10 protein-coding genes are annotated in these 17,549 nt (G+C 63.2%); 3 read left to right on the top strand and 7 right to left on the bottom strand.

The features are described 5' to 3' along the window. Positions 1-74: 74 nt before the first annotated feature. The 3 genes from ACG2LG_RS11835 to ACG2LG_RS11825 all read right to left on the bottom strand — a co-directional run bounded on the left by ACG2LG_RS11835 (position 75) and on the right by ACG2LG_RS11825 (position 9,144). On the bottom strand, positions 75-5,528 hold the full coding sequence (locus ACG2LG_RS11835) for a hypothetical protein (protein WP_396259229.1): 5,454 nt from the start codon (positions 5,526-5,528) through the stop codon (positions 75-77). 180 nt (positions 5,529-5,708) lie between these two features. Next, the gene (locus ACG2LG_RS11830; RefSeq protein WP_396259227.1) at positions 5,709-7,781 is read right to left on the bottom strand and encodes a hypothetical protein; all 2,073 of its coding nucleotides are present in this window, start codon (positions 7,779-7,781) and stop codon (positions 5,709-5,711) included. Positions 7,782-7,980: 199 nt separating this feature from the next. Next, entirely contained in the window at positions 7,981-9,144 is a 1,164-nt protein-coding gene (locus tag ACG2LG_RS11825; protein ID WP_396259225.1) for a substrate-binding domain-containing protein, read from the bottom strand. Positions 9,145-9,254: 110 nt separating this feature from the next. On the opposite strand from ACG2LG_RS11825, the gene ACG2LG_RS11820 reads away from it, so the two are divergent. Continuing rightward, entirely contained in the window at positions 9,255-9,968 is a 714-nt protein-coding gene (locus ACG2LG_RS11820; RefSeq protein WP_396259223.1) for a PEP-CTERM sorting domain-containing protein, read from the top strand. A 316-nt stretch (positions 9,969-10,284) separates the two neighbouring features. On the opposite strand, the gene ACG2LG_RS11815 is transcribed toward ACG2LG_RS11820, so the two are convergent. Next, positions 10,285-10,698, bottom strand: a complete 414-nt coding sequence (locus ACG2LG_RS11815) for a hypothetical protein (RefSeq protein ID WP_396259222.1) — start codon at positions 10,696-10,698, stop codon at positions 10,285-10,287. Between the two features lie 266 nt (positions 10,699-10,964). Between ACG2LG_RS11815 and ACG2LG_RS11810 the strand changes: the two genes are divergently transcribed. Further along, on the top strand, positions 10,965-11,618 hold the full coding sequence (locus ACG2LG_RS11810) for a PEP-CTERM sorting domain-containing protein (protein ID WP_396259220.1): 654 nt from the start codon (positions 10,965-10,967) through the stop codon (positions 11,616-11,618). Between the two features lie 108 nt (positions 11,619-11,726). After that, on the top strand, positions 11,727-14,897 hold the full coding sequence (locus ACG2LG_RS11805; RefSeq protein ID WP_396259218.1) for a GDSL-type esterase/lipase family protein: 3,171 nt from the start codon (positions 11,727-11,729) through the stop codon (positions 14,895-14,897). 4 nt (positions 14,898-14,901) lie between these two features. On the opposite strand, the gene ACG2LG_RS11800 is transcribed toward ACG2LG_RS11805, so the two are convergent. From ACG2LG_RS11800 to ACG2LG_RS11790, 3 genes are all read right to left on the bottom strand, one after another. Then, positions 14,902-16,311 (bottom strand): hypothetical protein, encoded by a 1,410-nt coding sequence (locus tag ACG2LG_RS11800; RefSeq protein WP_396259216.1) that lies wholly within the window; start codon positions 16,309-16,311, stop codon positions 14,902-14,904. Positions 16,312-16,683: 372 nt separating this feature from the next. After that, positions 16,684-17,211: a DUF6036 family nucleotidyltransferase gene (locus ACG2LG_RS11795; protein ID WP_396259214.1), complete on the bottom strand. Its 528-nt coding sequence runs from the start codon at positions 17,209-17,211 to the stop codon at positions 16,684-16,686. A gap of 1 nt (position 17,212) precedes the next feature. Next, positions 17,213-17,518 (bottom strand): hypothetical protein, encoded by a 306-nt coding sequence (locus ACG2LG_RS11790; RefSeq protein ID WP_396259212.1) that lies wholly within the window; start codon positions 17,516-17,518, stop codon positions 17,213-17,215. Positions 17,519-17,549: the final 31 nt, after the last annotated feature.

Genomic DNA, 17,549 nt, shown 5'->3' with positions numbered 1-17,549 from the left:
CGGGTGTCACGGGTTCCACCCATCCGCAGAATCCGGCAGGGCGAGGTCCAGTTCGGCGATGACGAACCCACCGATCATGGTCCGGTCCGCCAGAAGGCTGCGTCGGTCGCCCGGGTGAGTTGGAAAATGATGGGTCCGCGATCGATGGGATGCAGTTCATCGACCCATGACCAGGTGTTCAAATCGGAACTTTCCCGGAGAACGAGCGCCTCCTCGGGATTTCCGTAGGTCACCAGCCGCCACGCATCCGGGTCGGGCCCCTTGAGCAGGCGGGTGGATCGGGCGAGGACAGGCTCGGTATCCGGCGGGAAGTCGGCGGGGCCTTGCGGCGGCGAGGTCGGCGGTGGCGGAATCGCTCCCATTTCCAGCCACGCGGAGACATCGAAGCCCGCGGCCGAAGGACGCCTGTGCTCCGTGTGGGAGCTCAATCCGGTGAAGCAGACCTCCCCTTCATCCGGAAGGTGCTCGACCAGCATCCACTCCTTCCGTTGCTCGGAAAAGCACAGCGGATAGGCGAGTTCGCTGGTGTAGATCCACCCCATGCCATCCATCCAGCCCCACAGCGAATCGGTTCCCTGCCAACCGACATAGACCCACCCGAGTTCGGTGTGGAAATGCCACGGGTGCGACGATGGATCGACGGCGCCGAACCAGGTCCAGAGGTAGGTCGTGTCGAGCTGGCTGCCATCCAGTGAGGATCCGGATTCGGGCTCGGTGATTTGGATGGCGGTGGCGGCCGCCGGATCGAGAGTGGTTTCCAGACTGCCGCCGGTGGTGGTGAGAAATCGTCCGGACGCCGTTTCCTGAAGGAGCGTGCCCGCCTCCCCGGCATCGACCCAGCGGAAGGCCTGGGCCCCCTCGGTCCCCGGCGGCCGGAGCACGAGTCGGTGGCCTGCAGTCCCGCGCACCCGCAGCCTGGGGCCTTCGAGGCCGTTCACGCCGTCGTCCTCCTTCGACGCCAGCCAGAAGAAGCTGCGTCCGGTATTCTCGCGGTCGGAACGGAGCAGCAGGTCGAGCTCGCCCGCCAACGCGCCCTGCACGGCGGATACGAAAGCAGCGTTGCCCGGGAAAACGAGGTCCTGACCCGGGTTGACGTTCGCCGGATTCGCCGCGGCCGTGCCGAGTACGGCGGGATCGTGGGTGCCTCCAGGCTGGTTCCATGGGCCGGGTCCGGCGGTGGTCCAGGTCGCTCCGGTGAAGCGGTAGGGTTGGGTGAGCTTGAAGAGTTGGAGCGTGTGCGCCGCGCCTTCCGACGTGGCGTCCCGGATCCGGACGTCGAGCGCGAGCTCGGCATCGGTGGGTGTGAAGCCCGGCGGCAGGCCGGAGAGGTCGAAGCGCATCAGCGAGCGGAAGCTGGTGGTGGCATTGATCGAACCCGCCGCGAGGTCCGCGTCGATCGCCTGGGCTTCGTCGCTTGAACGAATGCGGATGTCTTCGACAATCGGAACCTGGATCCACTCGGAGGCCTCCTCGACCAGCGTGAGGAACTGACCGCTGGCGGCATGCACGACCCGAATGGTGCCGTCCGGTGTCTCGAAGACTTCCCAGCGGAGGGCGTTTCCGGTGGTGCCGGCAGGCGCGACACCGACCATTCGATCCACTCCGGAGCCGGACAGCATCGCGCCCTCGGATCCGAGAATGATCCGGGAGGACAAAGGCGGCGTGAGTGTCCAGCCCGCGTCGGCTCCGATGTCGCGGGCGAGCACGATTCCATCTGCGCCCGGGAGAAGATGGATACCGCTTTCCAGATGCATCAGCGCCTGCCCGCCCTCGGAGACCGGCTTGAGGGCGAAGCGGTCCGCACCCGCGGCATCGAGCACCACTTCGGCACCGGCTGCGAAGGCGGTGCGGTAATCGAGCACCAGACGCGGGGCGATCGTCGCCTCCTGCTCGGACGAAGCGAGGTAGGCCTCGCTGCGTTGCAGGTTGTCTTCCCGGTTCGAGCGAATCAGCAGGTTGAACGGAGTGCCCGCCGCGATGGCCGATTCGACCGCTGAGCGAAATGCCGGCTGATCCGGGAAGACGAGAGCTTGTCCTTCGCCGGCAGCCGATGGGTTGTAGGGAATCGAAACCAATGCGTCTCCGGCCACATCGCCGCCGGGGGGCGTCCACGGCACGCCGGTGCCGGCCGAGAGCCAGGTGGCCTGGCCGTTCACGAAACCGCGAGCCAGTTGATAGACCGCAAAATCCTGGTCGAGATCAGCCGGGTCGCCGGCCGCGTTCGCCCCACGGACCAACCTCAACTCGACCGAGTCGGGGTTCGTCGGAAGCCCTGTTAGATCGAAGTTCAGCAGCGAGCGCACGGCTTCCGATCCGCCCAGCGGCCCCACGCGCAGGCTCCAGTGGGCGGCGATCGGAGATGAAGGCGAGGTGCTTTCGATCCGCTGGTCGAACGAGGCGAAGACCTCGCGCAGTGGCTCGACCCCATCCGTGGAGCTCAGGGCGAGGTAGTGGCCGCCGACACCGTCCCGGAGCGTGAATTGCCCCGGGGCGACTTCATCAAGGAGCCACGTGCGGGCCGACTCTCCGAGGGCCGGAGTGCCATCGGCATGGTCGAGAAGTCGGCCGTCCGGCGCCTTCATCACCACCCGCCTCGATGCGGCGGCACCACGGTCCGCGAGCAGGCGCTGACCCGGCACCCGCGCGGCGGTCGAGCCGGGAATGACGCGGCGGGTGGCCGTCGAGTCACCGAGACGAAATCCACCGGAGGCATCCTTCACCAGCACGCTGGGACCGAAGGCTTCCACGACACCGTCGGGCCGGGTGGCTTCCAATTCGAAGAGCACCGATTCATCCCCGGACCCGAGGGGCACGGTGAACTCCCAGGGGAAATCCGCATCCGCCGCCTCGCCGTAGCGACCGTCGATTTCGTAGCGCAATCGCAACGGGCTGAAGGCTCTCTTGCTGTCCTTGAGGTAAAAGTAGAAGGACCGGTAACGGGATCCGAAATTCAGGATCATCGCCCGGGCAGCCGGGTCGGTCCACTCGAGATGTCCCTCGACCCACGCATCCGACTCGGAAAGATCGGCGAACCCCTCCTGGAAAACCGGAACGACTTCGGTCGTGTCGATGATCACCGCCGCGATGCCCTTGGCCGGGACGGTCAGGGAGAAACGTCCGTCGGAAACCTGTACGGCAGCGGCGGGCTGGTTGTCGATCCACACCCGGGCGGTGCGGGTGCGGCCGGACAGGGCGGGCACCAACTCGGTGTCGAGCGTCACCGTGGCGGCTTCCTCGCTGAAGTTCTGGTTGGTGAAGGCGAGGCAGAGGGTGTCTTCCCCGCGGGCCGCGATGTAGTTGAGTTCGTTGCTCGACACCTCGGCCAGTCCCTTCGGCATCCACAGGCGCACCGGTTGCTCGCCATGGAATTCTCCGGGCCGCATGCCGTAGTAGCTGCTCTGCAGGTACGCGTAGCCTTCGATGAATTCCCGCTCGAAGGAGATGGCTCCATCCGAGCGGGTCTCCGCGTCGGTGACCAAGTAGTCGAGCGCGACCGACATCAGCGGCCAGATATGGTTGAAGTGAAAGGAATTGTAGCTCAGCTGGTTGAACGGCCGGAGCGGGTAGTCGGGCTTTTCATACACCGTGGTCCGGGCGGTGTTCATGTGGTAGCCGGGGAAATTCATCCAGCGCCCGACGATCGCGCTGCGGGCGATGTCGCGCAGAAAATCGTCGTCCTTGAGCCAGGCAAGCCGGAGGAACCAGGGCGCGTAGTTCGCCATGAAGATCGCCCGGTGGCCGGTGCTGGTGCCAGAGGACTCGCAGGTCAGGCCCTGGGCGGAGACCCGCCATGCCGGCACCGTTTCCTCCGGAATGCTGATCGGCCCGACGGTTCGTTTCTCGAGGTAGTAGTAGACCGGTGCCTGGTTCCCCTGGTTGACCGTGACGTTTTCATCCGGAATCCGCGGCGCGAACCAGCAGTGCATCGCGAAGAAGCGTGCCGCCTTCCATGAGGCGTCGAGGAAGCGCTGCTCGCCCGTCGCCTCGTAGAGCAGCAGGAGGTCGATGAAGCGCGGGGCATACCCCGTCCAGAAATACAGGGCCGCGTCCGGGTCGTTGAAGTCCTCGGGCAAGTCCGTGATGCGGCGCGCGATGTAGGCGTCGGCCCCTTCGATCGCCGTCTGCAGGTAGGACGCGTCGCCGGTGGCGCGATAGAGCTGGAGGGAATTCTGCCAGGTGTCCCCCGGTTCGGCCACGTTCAGGTTGCGGACCCGGCTGGACTCATACTCGGCTTCGGCAAGTTCAAGCATTTCGGAAGCCGCGCCGTTGCTGATGCGGTTCAGCGCGACCAGCTCGGAGATTGGGGCCACCGGACCCTCGAGCGTGTAGGAGGGATTCTGGATGTTCTGCGACTCGTCGGTGGTGAAGAGGAACTTTTTCCGCGAGAGCATGTATTCGATGTAGGGATAGGCACGGCGCTTCCAGATCGTCTCGTCGTCAGTGGTCAGCGCCATGTCCAGCGGGCTGAGCGACGACACGTTCTTCACCGCGCCCGGCGCGTCGGTCGCATAGCTACAGCCTTTCTCTTCCTCGAGAAACTGGCTGTAGTCGGACATCCCGTAGGCCAGCATGTTGTCGAGCGCCGTATTCATCGAACCGATCTGGTTGTGGCGCACATCGCGGAAATCGTAGAGGTCGCGGGCGATGCGCTCGAAGGCGATCGTGGTGTCGCCGGTCGCGACAAAGGGGCACATGCGGAAGGTGAAGGATTGTCCGGCTGTCAGTCGCGAACCGGTCCCGCCGAGGATCGGCGCGGCAAGGATCGGCTGCGCTTCACCGGCGGCATTGCGCACCGCCACGCCGAAGCGCGAGTTCTCGAAGACCGGCAGCGGCATGAAGGGAAATTCCGCAGGATGTGCCACCACACCCACGGTGCTGCCCGCCTTCGTCACCAGGGTGGAGGGCACCGGGCAGTGGTAAGATGCTGTTAGATAGCTGGTCGATGGAAACCGCCGACCCTGCCAGACGAGCGGCTGCCAGACCTGTTCGGTATCCGCGAACGAACTGGCGGGTGCTCCCAGATAGGCCACCGAGAACCACGCCGTTCCGGTGGATTCAAGCGTCGTCGTGATCGTCGGCACGCCGGTTTCTGCGTCGAATGCGATCCGGGTGCTGAAGGCAAATGTCGGATCGGCGGCGAACTGGTAGCGGATGCCGTCCGCCTCGACCGTGTCGCCCGTCGGCCGGATTTCCTTCGAGGCGGCCGCATTGAACAAATTGGCGGTGCGGCTGCCCGGATTGGTCACGATGTCCGGATCGAAGCCATCGCCCCAGTCCGGGTTGTCGCCCCCGCCGATGCCGCTGTCCGGGTCGGGCACGGAGGCCACCCACGAGGTGCCGCCATTGTAGTCCACGCCGGAAACCTGCGTCTTTGCCGGCTTGGGATCGCTGGTGGCCAGGAACACCCGAAAGGTCATGCCAAAATCGGCGGTCGCGCCGTCCGGCCCGGTGAGCCGCACGGTCTCGCCGTCGATCCGGTCGATCGTCCACGACCCGTTGGTCAATGGCTGGCCGGCGGCCGGTGCCACCACCCATGCCAGAGCCAGGCAAAAAGCGACTGCTGCCGCAGTCCGTCCGCCTGATGCCGTCCCAAACCGAGATGCTTCCTCCATGGTCGTTCGTTGTGTGATTTCCAGAGATGAATCGAAAAATCGGCTGCCCGTTTTTAAAGGCAACCGAGTTCGCAGCGGCCCTCCATGCTTCCGGCATCAATTCTGCGTCACCTCCACCCGCACGAACAGCTTCTGGATCGCGGTCCCTGTCACGGCCGCGGTGACGGTGGTGGGAGTGCCTGCCACCACAGGATCCGGCACCGTCGAGAAGTTGACGGTCGTTCCGCCACTGGAGGCACCATCGTCGTGGAAGATGGCGAGGTCGGTGGACCATTGGTAGCCGGCGGTCAGGTCGCTCGCGAGCGAACCCTGCGGATGGGTGAAGGTGAAGGTCCCGGCACCGGTGTCGACCGCGGTCACCACGAGGCCCTCGGAGAAGATCCCGGGCTCGGTGCCGAAGAAGTTCTCCACTCCGTTGTCGTTGCCGTCGCCGTCGGGATCGTCACCCAGCGCGGACTGCCCACCGACACCGGATTTTCCCGAGATCCAGTCGGTGAAGGTTTCTCCGCCAGCGGCGGCGACGTAGGTCAAGGTCGGCTCTGCGCCTGGGTCTTCACTGCTGCCGAACCACTTGAAACTGCGGTCGTTTGCAGCAGGTGCGAGGCCTTCGCCGTCCGAAAGGATGCCGAGATAGAGATTGCCGCCGACCGCGTTGTTGAAGGCGGTGGTCAGGGCCGCACTGCTGAAGCTCAGGTACTGGGTGTCGTCGCCGGTTGTGATGGTGAGTGTGACCGTGCCGAGGATGGTTCCCGGGTTGGGTCCGGGCGCGGTTGTGCCGTCCCAATCCGACGCCAATGCATACAAGGTGAAGGTCTGCTCAAGTTCGAGGTCGTTGGCTTCGTCCCGTGAAGTAAAGCCAGTGCTTGAGAGCGTCAGGACCGACTCGCCGGTGGCGGTGCTTTCACCCGATAGGTCGAATGTCAGGTAGCTGCGGAAGTAGTCGTCGGAACCCGAGACCGGTCCCACCCCAAGGTTTCCGGTGCTGGCGTTTACGGGATCGGTATTGCCACCGCTGGCCTTGAATCGCCCTATGCTGTCAAAGCTGGGATTGAGCGTGATTGCTGCCAAAGTCGTGGTGATGTCCACCTTCTGTGGGCTGGCCTGCAGGTTGGCAGAGCCATCCTCCGCCACGAAGTAGACGTCGTAGGCGGTGCTGGACGCGAGTCCAGTTACGGCCGCGGTATTCTCGGTGTCGGCTGTGCTCAGGGCGATGCTGCCGCTGGCGATTTCACCCGAGCCGCCCGAGCCGGTGCCTGCCTTGACTTCCACCGAAGTGGGTGGGGTGGCACCGTCGGCCACGACCACGTAGTAAGCGGTGCCCGGCTCGTTGGTCGCAGCACGTGCGGTGAAGCCGTCAACCGTCTCCGTATCAGCTTGCGGGTAAGTCGCGGTCCAGGACGGGGCCGTGATATCGGTGACTTCCACAATGCTGTAGTTGTCAATCGTGTAGGCGTCGTTGTTCGAGCCTACCCCGTTTTGGCCGTTGGGGATCGTCAGGCCTGTTGCGAGCAGGACTTTGGGCCCCGCACCGTAGCTGGCCCACACCGCGCCGGAGGCCGTGTTGACTTCGACAGTAATGGGAGTCGGGTCATGGCTGAAGGTGATGTCGCCCACGCCGTCGTAGACCAGGGTACTCTCGCCATCGACGATCTGAAACAGTCTCAACAAATTGTTCCCCAGCACTGTCGCCCCAATGAAATTGTCCTCATCCTCATAAGCGAAAACAATCCAATGATCCTGGTTGTTGTTGCCGGGCTCCAAACTTTCGAAAACAACAGTGATCGCGTAATGGCTGGTGGTGACAACTCCGGACCCCGACAGGGCAATCCCACCAATCGAAGGGATGCTATTCAACGCGTCGATGGGGAAGGTGTAGTTCGCCACCGTCTGCTCCAACTGCTGGTTCTGCTCGGCAAAGGACGGCGAGGTCCCCGAACCGCCAGTCGTGGTCATGAGGGTCGTGCCGCCACTGCGGTCCAGGTAGGTCCAGCCGGTGTTGGTGTTGTCATCGAAGTTGTCGCTGTAGATTTGCGCACCCGCCGTCGCGGCGAGCATCAGGGCGGCAACCGTGCCGATGCCAAGTACTCCTGCTATCCGGCTGAGATCTTGGTCGAGCATTCGGGCGGCAGTGGCAAACGGGAGGCGGAAGAAGCAAAATGCAGGTTTCATGGGTTCTTTGTGGTTGGGCCGATATCATAGGTTTTGTTGAGGGGGCCACTGGGGAATGGCTCACGAAAGCGGCATCCGAAACTCTTCCTGACTACCACCTTCAACTGGGTAGAGATATCAGTTGCCGTCCATCCAAGGCAAGACGTTCCAGCGTTTTTCTTTTCGCTTTGTGCGTCTGATGGAATGATCCGAAGAGGGATCACCTGCTGCCACCTGTGAGCCGATGGGATTGGCGGAACGATCCAGGTGCCACGCTGAGTTCGCGGCCGAACACCTCGGTCATCCGCTGCGGCTCGCTGAACCCGCAGCGGATGGCGATCTCGGCGACCGGAAGGTCGGTCTCGATCAGCATTTCCTTGGCCCGCTCCAGGCGCACCCGCCAGATCTCCTTCTGCAGCGTGCGCCCGGTGTCCCGCTTGAACCGCAACTCGAGCGGACGCCGCGACAAAGGCACGACGGCGAGCACGTCGCCGACGCCGATCGGTTCGCTCGCGTGCTCGCGGATGAAGGTCAAGGCCCGGCGAACCATCTCGTCGCCGGTGGCGACCATGTTGGACGAGCGCCGAGCCACCACCCGCCGGGGAGGTACGCGGAGTTCCTTCGCCGGCTTCTGCTTGTCGATCAATTGATTGAGCAATTGCGCCGCCTCGTAGCCCACCTGCTCGCCGGGCAGTTCCACGCTCGAAAGCGCCGGGTCGCAAAACGGGCACAACACGTTGTCCCCGCCGATGCTGATCACCGCCGCCTGCTCCGGCACCGCGATGTCGGCGCTCCGCAGGGCGTTGAGCAGGTCGAAGCCGGTGATGTCCGTGGCGGCGAGCACGCCGAAGGGCGGTTCGAGCCCCTTCAACCACTTCATCGCGCTTTTGGTGACCGCCGCCGCCTTGCCGGCCCGGTGACCGCCGGGCTCCAGTTCAAGGGCATCGATGTCCAATTCGTGCTCCGCCGCCGCAAGCCGTGCACCCTGCAAGCGCTTGGACACGTAACCGAGCCCGAAATCCGTGCCGACAAACGCGATCCGCCTCATCCCCAGACCTGCCAGATGCCCGACCGCCATCCGCCCCGCCAGCACGTCATCCCAATCGACCCGCGGCAGTTTCACCTCGGAAAAGTGCGGACCCACGCAGACCACGGGACACGGCAATCCGAGCAGGAAATCGATCCTCTCCCGGGTGTTCGGAAAGGCGATCACCCCGTCCACTTCCATTCCCTCCGGCAACGACCACAGGTCCAGATCCGCCCACGGGATCATCGGCTGCCAGCGGTGACCTTCCCGTGCGTAGCGCCCAAGCCCCTGCACCATCTGCCGCCGGGCGGTGTGCTCCAAGTCCGTGTAAATCAGGATGCGGTGTGCGCGGGTCATGCGCTTAAGTTCAGCCAATCGACGCTAAAAGCGAAAGGAAAAACGCTGGAACGTGTTGCGGCGAATTGGGGAGGTCGCTAGGCTTGGCGCAGATTTTTAAGGTCAAGCTCATGAAATCCATTTCCACTCTCCTCATTGCGGCAGCGGCCGTTGTCTTGGTCTCCCGAGCACAAGCGGTCGTGTTGGCCTCTTACGAATTTACCGGGAGTGACGCGGCGTCGAGGGCGGCGGTGACCGCCTCGGCAGGTGATTTGACCGCTTCGAGCTTCAGCTTCAATGCTGCCATGACAACCAACACGGGCTTCAGCTCTGGTGGCAACATATTCGCCCGCGTCAATGGAACCAGTGAAAGCAACCTCTCAGGTGCCATCAGCGACAGTCAATACGTCACGGTCACCATCACCCCCGATACCGGATTCGAACTGAACCTTACCAGCCTCACGGTCGATCTGGGATATACGCTGAACGGGGTATCTGTCCCTGATGGCATTGGAAAGACTTTGGGTGCTTCCGTGTTTTCGAGTGTCGACGGCTTCACGGTGCCTGACGTGCTTGGATCGAAGAGCTTTACGGCGGCTGATCAGGGCGCCACTGGCTATTACTACGAGAATCTCGACATCGATCTCAGCGGTGCCGCTTACCAGGGTCTTGCCGGACCAATCGAGTTTCGAATCTACCTCTACGACAACGAAAACACTCTTACCCAGCCCATTCACCGGATTGACAATTTTACCCTCAACGGCGCGGTCGTTCCCGAACCCTCGATCGCTCTCTTGGCTGGGCTAGGTTTCCTCGGGTTGCTGCGCCGTCGGAGGCACGTCTGAGGGTGTGCCGTAAGCCGGATCAGTGGCTGTTGCCCCGCTGTCCAACGAAGCCGACGGTTCACCGTCGGCTTTTCATTGCCACTCATGAATCCCAACAAAAACCATTCCATCAGCTCATGCGGCCTTTCCCATGCCGCTGCAGTGCTCTTTTCCCTCGTGACTCCATCGGCTCACGGAGGAGTCCTCCTTCCCACCTACGACGCCGCGGGCAGGTTCGCCCTGGGCCCCTCGACAGGGACTACGTCGGGAACCTGTACGTGGGTCCGATCGGGACCGATGACTTCGCCCGGACCTTCCTGACCTTCGACCTGTCGGGTCAATCCGCTGCGGCCGGCGCCACCACTCTCACCTTCTTCGTGACCGGAGCTCCGCTCGCCGAGAACAGCACTTCCTCGTCGCCGCAGACCTTCACGCTGTACTCGCTGGCCTCGGATTTGGACGGAACGGCCGCACCGGGACCCGACCCCGGCACCGTCCTGGCCACCGTCAGCTTCACCCCCACGACCGGCGATGACACCCAGGCCCTCAGTTTCAGCAGCACGGCCCTGACGACCGCCATCTGCCCCGTCAGTTCGTCATCCCAATCGACCTGTGGCAGCTCCACTTCGGAAAAGTGCGGGCCCACACAGACCACGGGGCACTTCGATTCGAGCAGAAAATCGATCCTCTCCCGGGTATGCGGAAAAGCGATCACGCCATCCGCATTCATCCCCTCCGGCAGGGCCCACACGTCCAGATCCGCCCACGGAATGATTGGCTGCCAGCGGTGCCCTTCCCGCGAATAACGCCCCACCCCCTGCACCATCTGCCGCCGTGCGGTGTGCTCCAGAATCGTGAAAATCAGGATGCGACGCGGTGGGGCATGTTGGTCATCGTAATCGATCGACGCTTAGAGCGAAGCAAAAAACGCTGTAACGTGTTGCCGGAGGCGCGGAATCGCGAATAGGGTATTTCACAGTCCCTGTTGGTCATACGGCCTACGAATCGCCACGCCCCATGAAATCAAAAAACCGGTTCCTCTTTTTCCTCGCAGTGATCGGCACGTGCCCGATTGCGAGCCACGCTGCTACCCTGATTGATGGCTCGGGCATCACGGTCACCGCGTCGGACACCAACACCAATGCTGCCTACGAGAATGAATTTGTCGTCGATGGCTCAGGCATCACCGCGAACTACGGTGACACTGGGACGGAGTGGTTCACTAACAGCACTGTGGCCCGAGCGGATACCTGGATCGCTTTCGATTTGGGTGCCGGATATGTTCTGGATTCCATTCAAGTTTGGAACGCGAACCGCTACATTGATTGGGGTATCAATCAACTGGACGTTTACGTGTCCACAATCGCGTTGCCCGGAGATCCGGAAGGGGCGGGTGCGGCCAATTGGACCCAAATCGGCACGAACGTGAATTTCGCCCAGACTCCCACTCAACGAGCGGCTGACACCGGCTTTGATTTCGAAACCCAGACCGGCATCAACTTGCCCACAACCGCAGTCAGGCACATCCGGTTTGAGGTGGATTCGGCATTCGATGGCAATGCCACCGGCTATGTTGGCTTGAATGAGGTCCAGTTTACCGCAGTTCCCGAGCCAAGTGCCGTGCTCCTGGGTGGCCTCGGCCTGCTGGGCTTGCTGCGCCGCCGTCGCTAGAGGCGCTGCCCGGTCACGAACCCCTTGCTCAGGGAGGCCCGCACATCGTGTGGGCCTCAATTGTCTGTGCAGCCTGCTCATCGCCCCCGCAACTCATCTCACACCGTCATGAAACATCTCACAACCGCACTCGCCGTTCTGGCTGGCTGCCTGACTTCCACGCTCGATGCACAGATCACGCTGGACGAAGATTTCGAATCCTCGACCGCTGGGAGCAACACGCCACCGGCCGGTTGGAGCTTGGTCCAGACGGCCGGCACCGCCACTTACGCAACTTCGTCGGCCGGAGCCGGAAGCAACGGAGCAGGGGGAAGTGCGGGTCTTGCAGGACAAGTGTCCGCCACCGCTGGCGTCGGCAACAACGGGCTTCCCGGAGCTTATCTGGTCAATACGGCGGCAATCGACCTGTCCAACGCGGTTTCCGGCACCTTCGACTTCCTGATGCCCAACGAAGCCGGCTTCGATGACGTCGGCTTCATCATCGGCGACGTGGCCAACGGGATCACGGGCACCTCGGCAGGCGAATTGCTTTACGCACGCATCACGGAAGGAAATCCGAATGCCATCGCCGGCATCATCCAGGACGGAACCTCCGATGGGACAAGTGACGTACTGGCTTCAGAGGGCGCGACCATTTCTGACGACACTTGGTATCGCGCCACGGTCACCTGGACCCCGACCGGCGGCACCACGGGCGACTTTACCATCACGATCAACGACTTCAGCACCGACATACTGACCGTCGGGGTGACCGGCTTCACCTTTGATTCTGCGAACGCGCAGATCGGCTTCGGTTCGATCAACGACACGATCCGTTTCGACAACGTGGATTTCACCTACACCCCTGTTGGTCCGGATCTCTCTCCGCCCACCTTGGTTGGCATCACCGACGACCAGGGAGGCGCGTCCGTTGAGGTTGATGTCGATGTGACCTACACCGTGGAGTTCAGCGAGGACATCGACGAAGGTACGGTAAGTTCCGCTGACTTTGCCAATGCGGGCAGTTCGAACCTCAGCTTCGGCACCATCACCGAAACCTCGCCGGGGATCTTCTCCGTGGTGGTCACGCCGACCACCTCAGGCACGCTGCAGTTGAGCATCCCGACCACCGCCGACATTCAGGATCCTTCGGGCAACCTACTCGACAGCGACCCGGCCCTTCTGGACGACACTATCATCACCGTCACCATGGCCGACACCACGCCACCTGCCTGGATCGCCGGTTGGCCGCAGGTCGACGGGGTCACCACCACTGGTGCCACCGCACGCGCCCGGATTGACGAGACCGGCACCGCTTACTTCGTGGTCGTCGCCGATGGCGATCCGGCTCCCTCGGCCGCTCAAGTCAAGGCAGGCGACGATTCCAGCAACAGTCCCGCCATCGCCGGTGGCAGCATCGCCTTGAGCGCCGACACCGAGAGCACGGCAGCCATCACCGGACTGACACCCGGCACCACCTACGACGTCTACTTTGTGGCCGAGGATGACGCCACCGCCCCGAATCTTCAGACCAATCCGGCGCTCGTGATCGGCATCACGACCCAAACCCCCAGCCCGAGCATCGTCTTCTATGACTTCGAAGATGCATCGCTGGACAATCCGACCACCGAGGCAACCAACACGAGCTCGTCCACCATGACCGGAGCGGGGTGGACATCGGGCAGCTCGGCCTCGTTCGGTCGGTCCACCGCCGGCAACTACTTCGGTCGCGGCCCCAGCGACACTGCCGGGACGAGCTACATCGAATTCACCATCACCGCGGTCGGCGGCTACTCACTCCATCTCACCGAGTTGGCTTTCGACTACTACGTTCAGGCGGCCCAGGCAGGTTCGCAGTTCACTTTCGAAGTGAGATCGAGCCTCGATGGTTTCGTGAGCAGCATTCCGGGAAACTATTCGGCGAATCCTGCAACGGTAGGCACCCCCTATGAGTCTGCCACGCTCGATCTCTCGGGCGGTTCCTATGACGGTTTGGCATCCATCACGTTCCGTCTTTATGCCACGTCGAGCGCGCCGCCCCTATTCACGGACATCCTTCGCTGGGACAATATCACGGTGAGCGGCAGCGTGGCGCAAGCGGACCCGGATCCCGACCCTCCCACCTTGGTTGGCATCACTGACGACCGGGGAGGCGCATCCGTCGAGGTCGATGTTCCGGTGACGTACACCGTGGAGTTCAGCGAGGACATCAACGAGGGCACCGTCAGCGCGGCTGACTTTGCAAATGCGGGCAGTGCGAACGTCAACTTTGGCGCCATCACCGAGGCCTCGCCAGGGATCTTCACCGTGGTGGTCACGCCGACCAACGAGGGCACCCTGCGGTTGAGCATACCCACCGCCGCCGACATCCGGGATCCGTCGGGCAACCCGCTCGTCAGCGACCCGGCCCTTCTGGACGACACCACCATCACGGTCACCGCGCCCGCTGCATTGGGCCTGAAGATTGTCTCGGCGGATCCTGCAGCGAATGTCGATCTGCTTCTCACCGGGCCGGCATCGTCCCCATACTTCGTCTATCGCTCGAGTGACCTCGAGGGTCCGCTGTACCGCAAGCGCTGGGAGCAGCGGTTCGCGGACGCGTTTCCCGCCTCAGGATCGGAGATTCCCCTCCAGGAATCGACGCCCGCCGAGGACCGGTCCTTCTACATCGCCACCAATACCGAGCCCAAGGCCCGGATCATGTGCGTCGGCGACTCGATCACGGAAGGCGGCACGGGCTACTTCGTCTATCGACCGGTCCTGAACGGCCTTCTCACCACCGCCGGCTATCGTTACGAGTTCGTCGGCAGCAAGACCAACACCCAACAGGGCGTGACCCTGAAGCACGAGGGCTACAGTGGACAGAACGCGACCCAGGTCGCCGCCAACCTGGCCACGATCTTTCCCGCTCATATCGCCGACATCGTTCTCATTCATGCGGGACACAACTACTTCGCCGACATCCAGGGCGAGGCCTCCATCGTCAACGAGGTCGATGCGGCGACCCGATCGATGATCGCCACCTGCCGCACCCACAATCCGGACGTGGTCATCCTGCTCGCCCAGGTCATCACCAGCTCGAAGCTGCCGAAGTATTCCTACATTCCGGCCCTGAATACCCGCCTGACGGAAGTCGCCACCGACCTCGATTCGCCGGAGCAGCCGGTGATCATCGTGAACCAGGCCGACGGCTGGGATCCCGTGTCCGACACGGTGGCCGATCAGGTCCACCCGACCGAAGGCGGTGCGGCCAAGATGGCCGACAAGTGGTTCGCGGCGCTTCAGCCACTGCTCGACTAGGCCATCAACCGGCGGTCTCGAACCTCACGGGACCAACGAACTCGTTCGTCTCGATGTCCTCCGGGCCATCGATGGGCTCATTGCCAAGGCGGCAATGGCCGAACAGTACGTTCTCGATCCGGTGCGCGTCGCTGTGTCCGGTGAGTTGGACGGAAGTGCCTGCCGGGGCGAAGACCCTGACGAACTCCAGTCCGTCGTAGTGGCCGCGCTCGTCGCGGAAGCCGGTCGCGTTGCTGTAGCGGGTCTTCGCGATGTAGATGTTGATGACGGGGCGGTCCTTCTTTCCGCGGGATTCGATGAAGAAGTTCTCGAAGCGGATGTTGCGGCAGAGGGCCCAGTCGGAATGGTCGCTGTAGATGGCCGCACCGGCGTGCTCGAGGACGTCGATGTTGCGGAAGGTGATGTTCTCGAAGAGGTCGGTCTCCATCGAGGCACCGACGCGCAGTCCGTTGCCCCAGCCGGTGTTCCAGATCACGCAGTCCTCAGCCAGGCAGTCGCGGGTCGGTGGTTGGCCGTTGGCTTCGGCATCGACCGCGTGCCAGCCGAAGCCGTCGTCCTCGCAGCGGATGAAGCAGTCCCGAGCGACGAAGTTCTCCGCCCCGTCGATGTCGATGCCGTCGGTGTTGACCGTCTTGCCCAACAGGCTGAGGTGGGTGGCCGAGGCGTCCTTGGTGAGCAGGAAGAGCGTCATCCACCAGCTTCCACCCCGGATGCCGATGCCCTCGAGGTGGACGTCCTTGCAGCGCTCGAAGAGGACGGCGTGGGTCTTGTCGTCACGCACTGAGAAGCCGCGGGAGTCGAGCGTGCCGCGGCCGCGGATGGTGACGCCGGTGGCGTCGCGGGTCTCGATGCGGCCCTTCACCAGGGCCCCGGCGGCGAGATAAACGGTCTGACCGGAGACCGGCTCGATCAGGCCGGGCTCGTGAACACCCGGTCCGAAATACAGGACATGCGGTTCCCCGGGTTCGGGGATCTCCCTTTCCACGGGGGTGGCGCAGAGAGCCAGCGGCAGCATGCCCTCGGTCCGGATGACCAGCTTCAGCGGCTTCTCCAAACGAAAGGAAATGGTGTTGTCCACCACCTTCGGCTTGATGCCGTGTCGCAGGGGGTGGACGGAGGCGTGGGAAGCGTCGCCGGGAAACTCGACCTCGACCGTGACCGGTTCATCCATCGAGAAGAAGGCGGTGTGGAAGTCGAAATCGCTTTCGTCATTGACCGCCACGGGGACGCCATCGATCCGCAGCTTGTAGGATTGGCTCGCAGGGAGTCCGGGAATGGGCGGATGGCCAACCGGGGCGGCCTGGGCAACTCCCAGCACGGTAATCAGGATCGCCGAACGAATGGCGATTCGCCGGTGGAAGGGACTTGATGTCGTGCGGGTGGGACCAGTTGCTTCCGCTGAGTGGGGGTTCATGTCGACCATCTCCTCTTGGGAAGCTGGCCTGCCGGCGAGTTGGCGTCAATGAAAGGGACTGTCGGGCATTGGAGGACGCGCCGTCGGCGATTCGAGCAGCGGTTCATGCGTCTGTTGGGCTCCGTGGTGCGCAGTCGGTCTGCAAAACAAACCGCCCCTTCCGCGCGGGGCGGAAGGGGCGGTGGGAATGGGAGCTGGCCGAGGCACGGCGGCTGGAAGCCACCACCGCGATTACTGCTTGCGCGCGGCCTTCTTGGCGGTCTTGCGAAACGTCTCGCGCTTGGTGGCCTCTACGGCTTGCTGCCGTCCGTGATCGCGGCGTGGGCGGCGGCTCTCGATCATGGGGTGACTCGCGGCAGACCACTGCCCGGGCTACTCCATGGCGGATTTGAAATTTGCCAGAAGCCTTGGCTTGAGTTCGACCGAGATCTCCAGGGCATCGATCCGCTCGCGGACCGTCCCTGCTGTGATTCTTCCAGACTCATGGAGTTGGCGTATCAGCTCAAGATCCTTGGGGCGACCGACGAGGAGCTTCACCGCGGCAAGGTCATTCACTTCGAGCGCCAAAGCGGTCGGGCAGTCGGGAATGGTCACGAGTCGCTCCCGCCATCCTGTTGGCAGGGTATTGAGGATGGAGTCTCTCAAGATATCGGCGTGGTAGCCGTGGCGACGGAAGTAGGCGCGATTCTCTCCGAGTGCCTCATCCAGCATGATGCCGGTGAGTTCATCGAAAGGTTCCGGGCACAGGTCCGCGTCGTAGGTGGTCGCAAGAATGGAGTCTGCGTCGCCGAGGTCCGGAAACGTGGCGAGCAGCGATGCGGAGCCAAGGACAAGAAAACGCCGGTCATCCGCCAAGGCAGTGGCGGAACGAAGAAGGTGCTTGAGGGCCTCGAGCGTCATGCTAGCGAACGGTCCTCGGTAGACCGACGAAAGGGGAGCAGGATTTGATCGGCTCGGAATCGTGGTTTGGCGCCGCCATGAATCGGACCAGAGCGCGCAGTCCCTTGGGAGAATCCTGCGCGGCGTGGATTCGTCGTCGCCAATCGTGAATCGGTCCCGGATGCACGCGTCCGAGCGCCTGCCATCGATCGAGGTTTTCCAAGGCGATGGAAAGATCATCCGGATGCTCCTCGATGTGCCGCGCCGTGCGCTGCCAGAGCAACGCGCGGTCCTCGCGGCGGAAGTGGTGATCTTCAGGTGGCATCATGGTGATGATGAAGCTCTTTTCGGGGAGTCGC

It is taken from the genome of Haloferula sp. A504 (assembly GCF_044385805.1).
In the GTDB taxonomy this organism is placed as follows: domain Bacteria; phylum Verrucomicrobiota; class Verrucomicrobiia; order Verrucomicrobiales; family Akkermansiaceae; genus Haloferula.
This window is presented reverse-complemented; position numbering and strand designations above follow the sequence as displayed.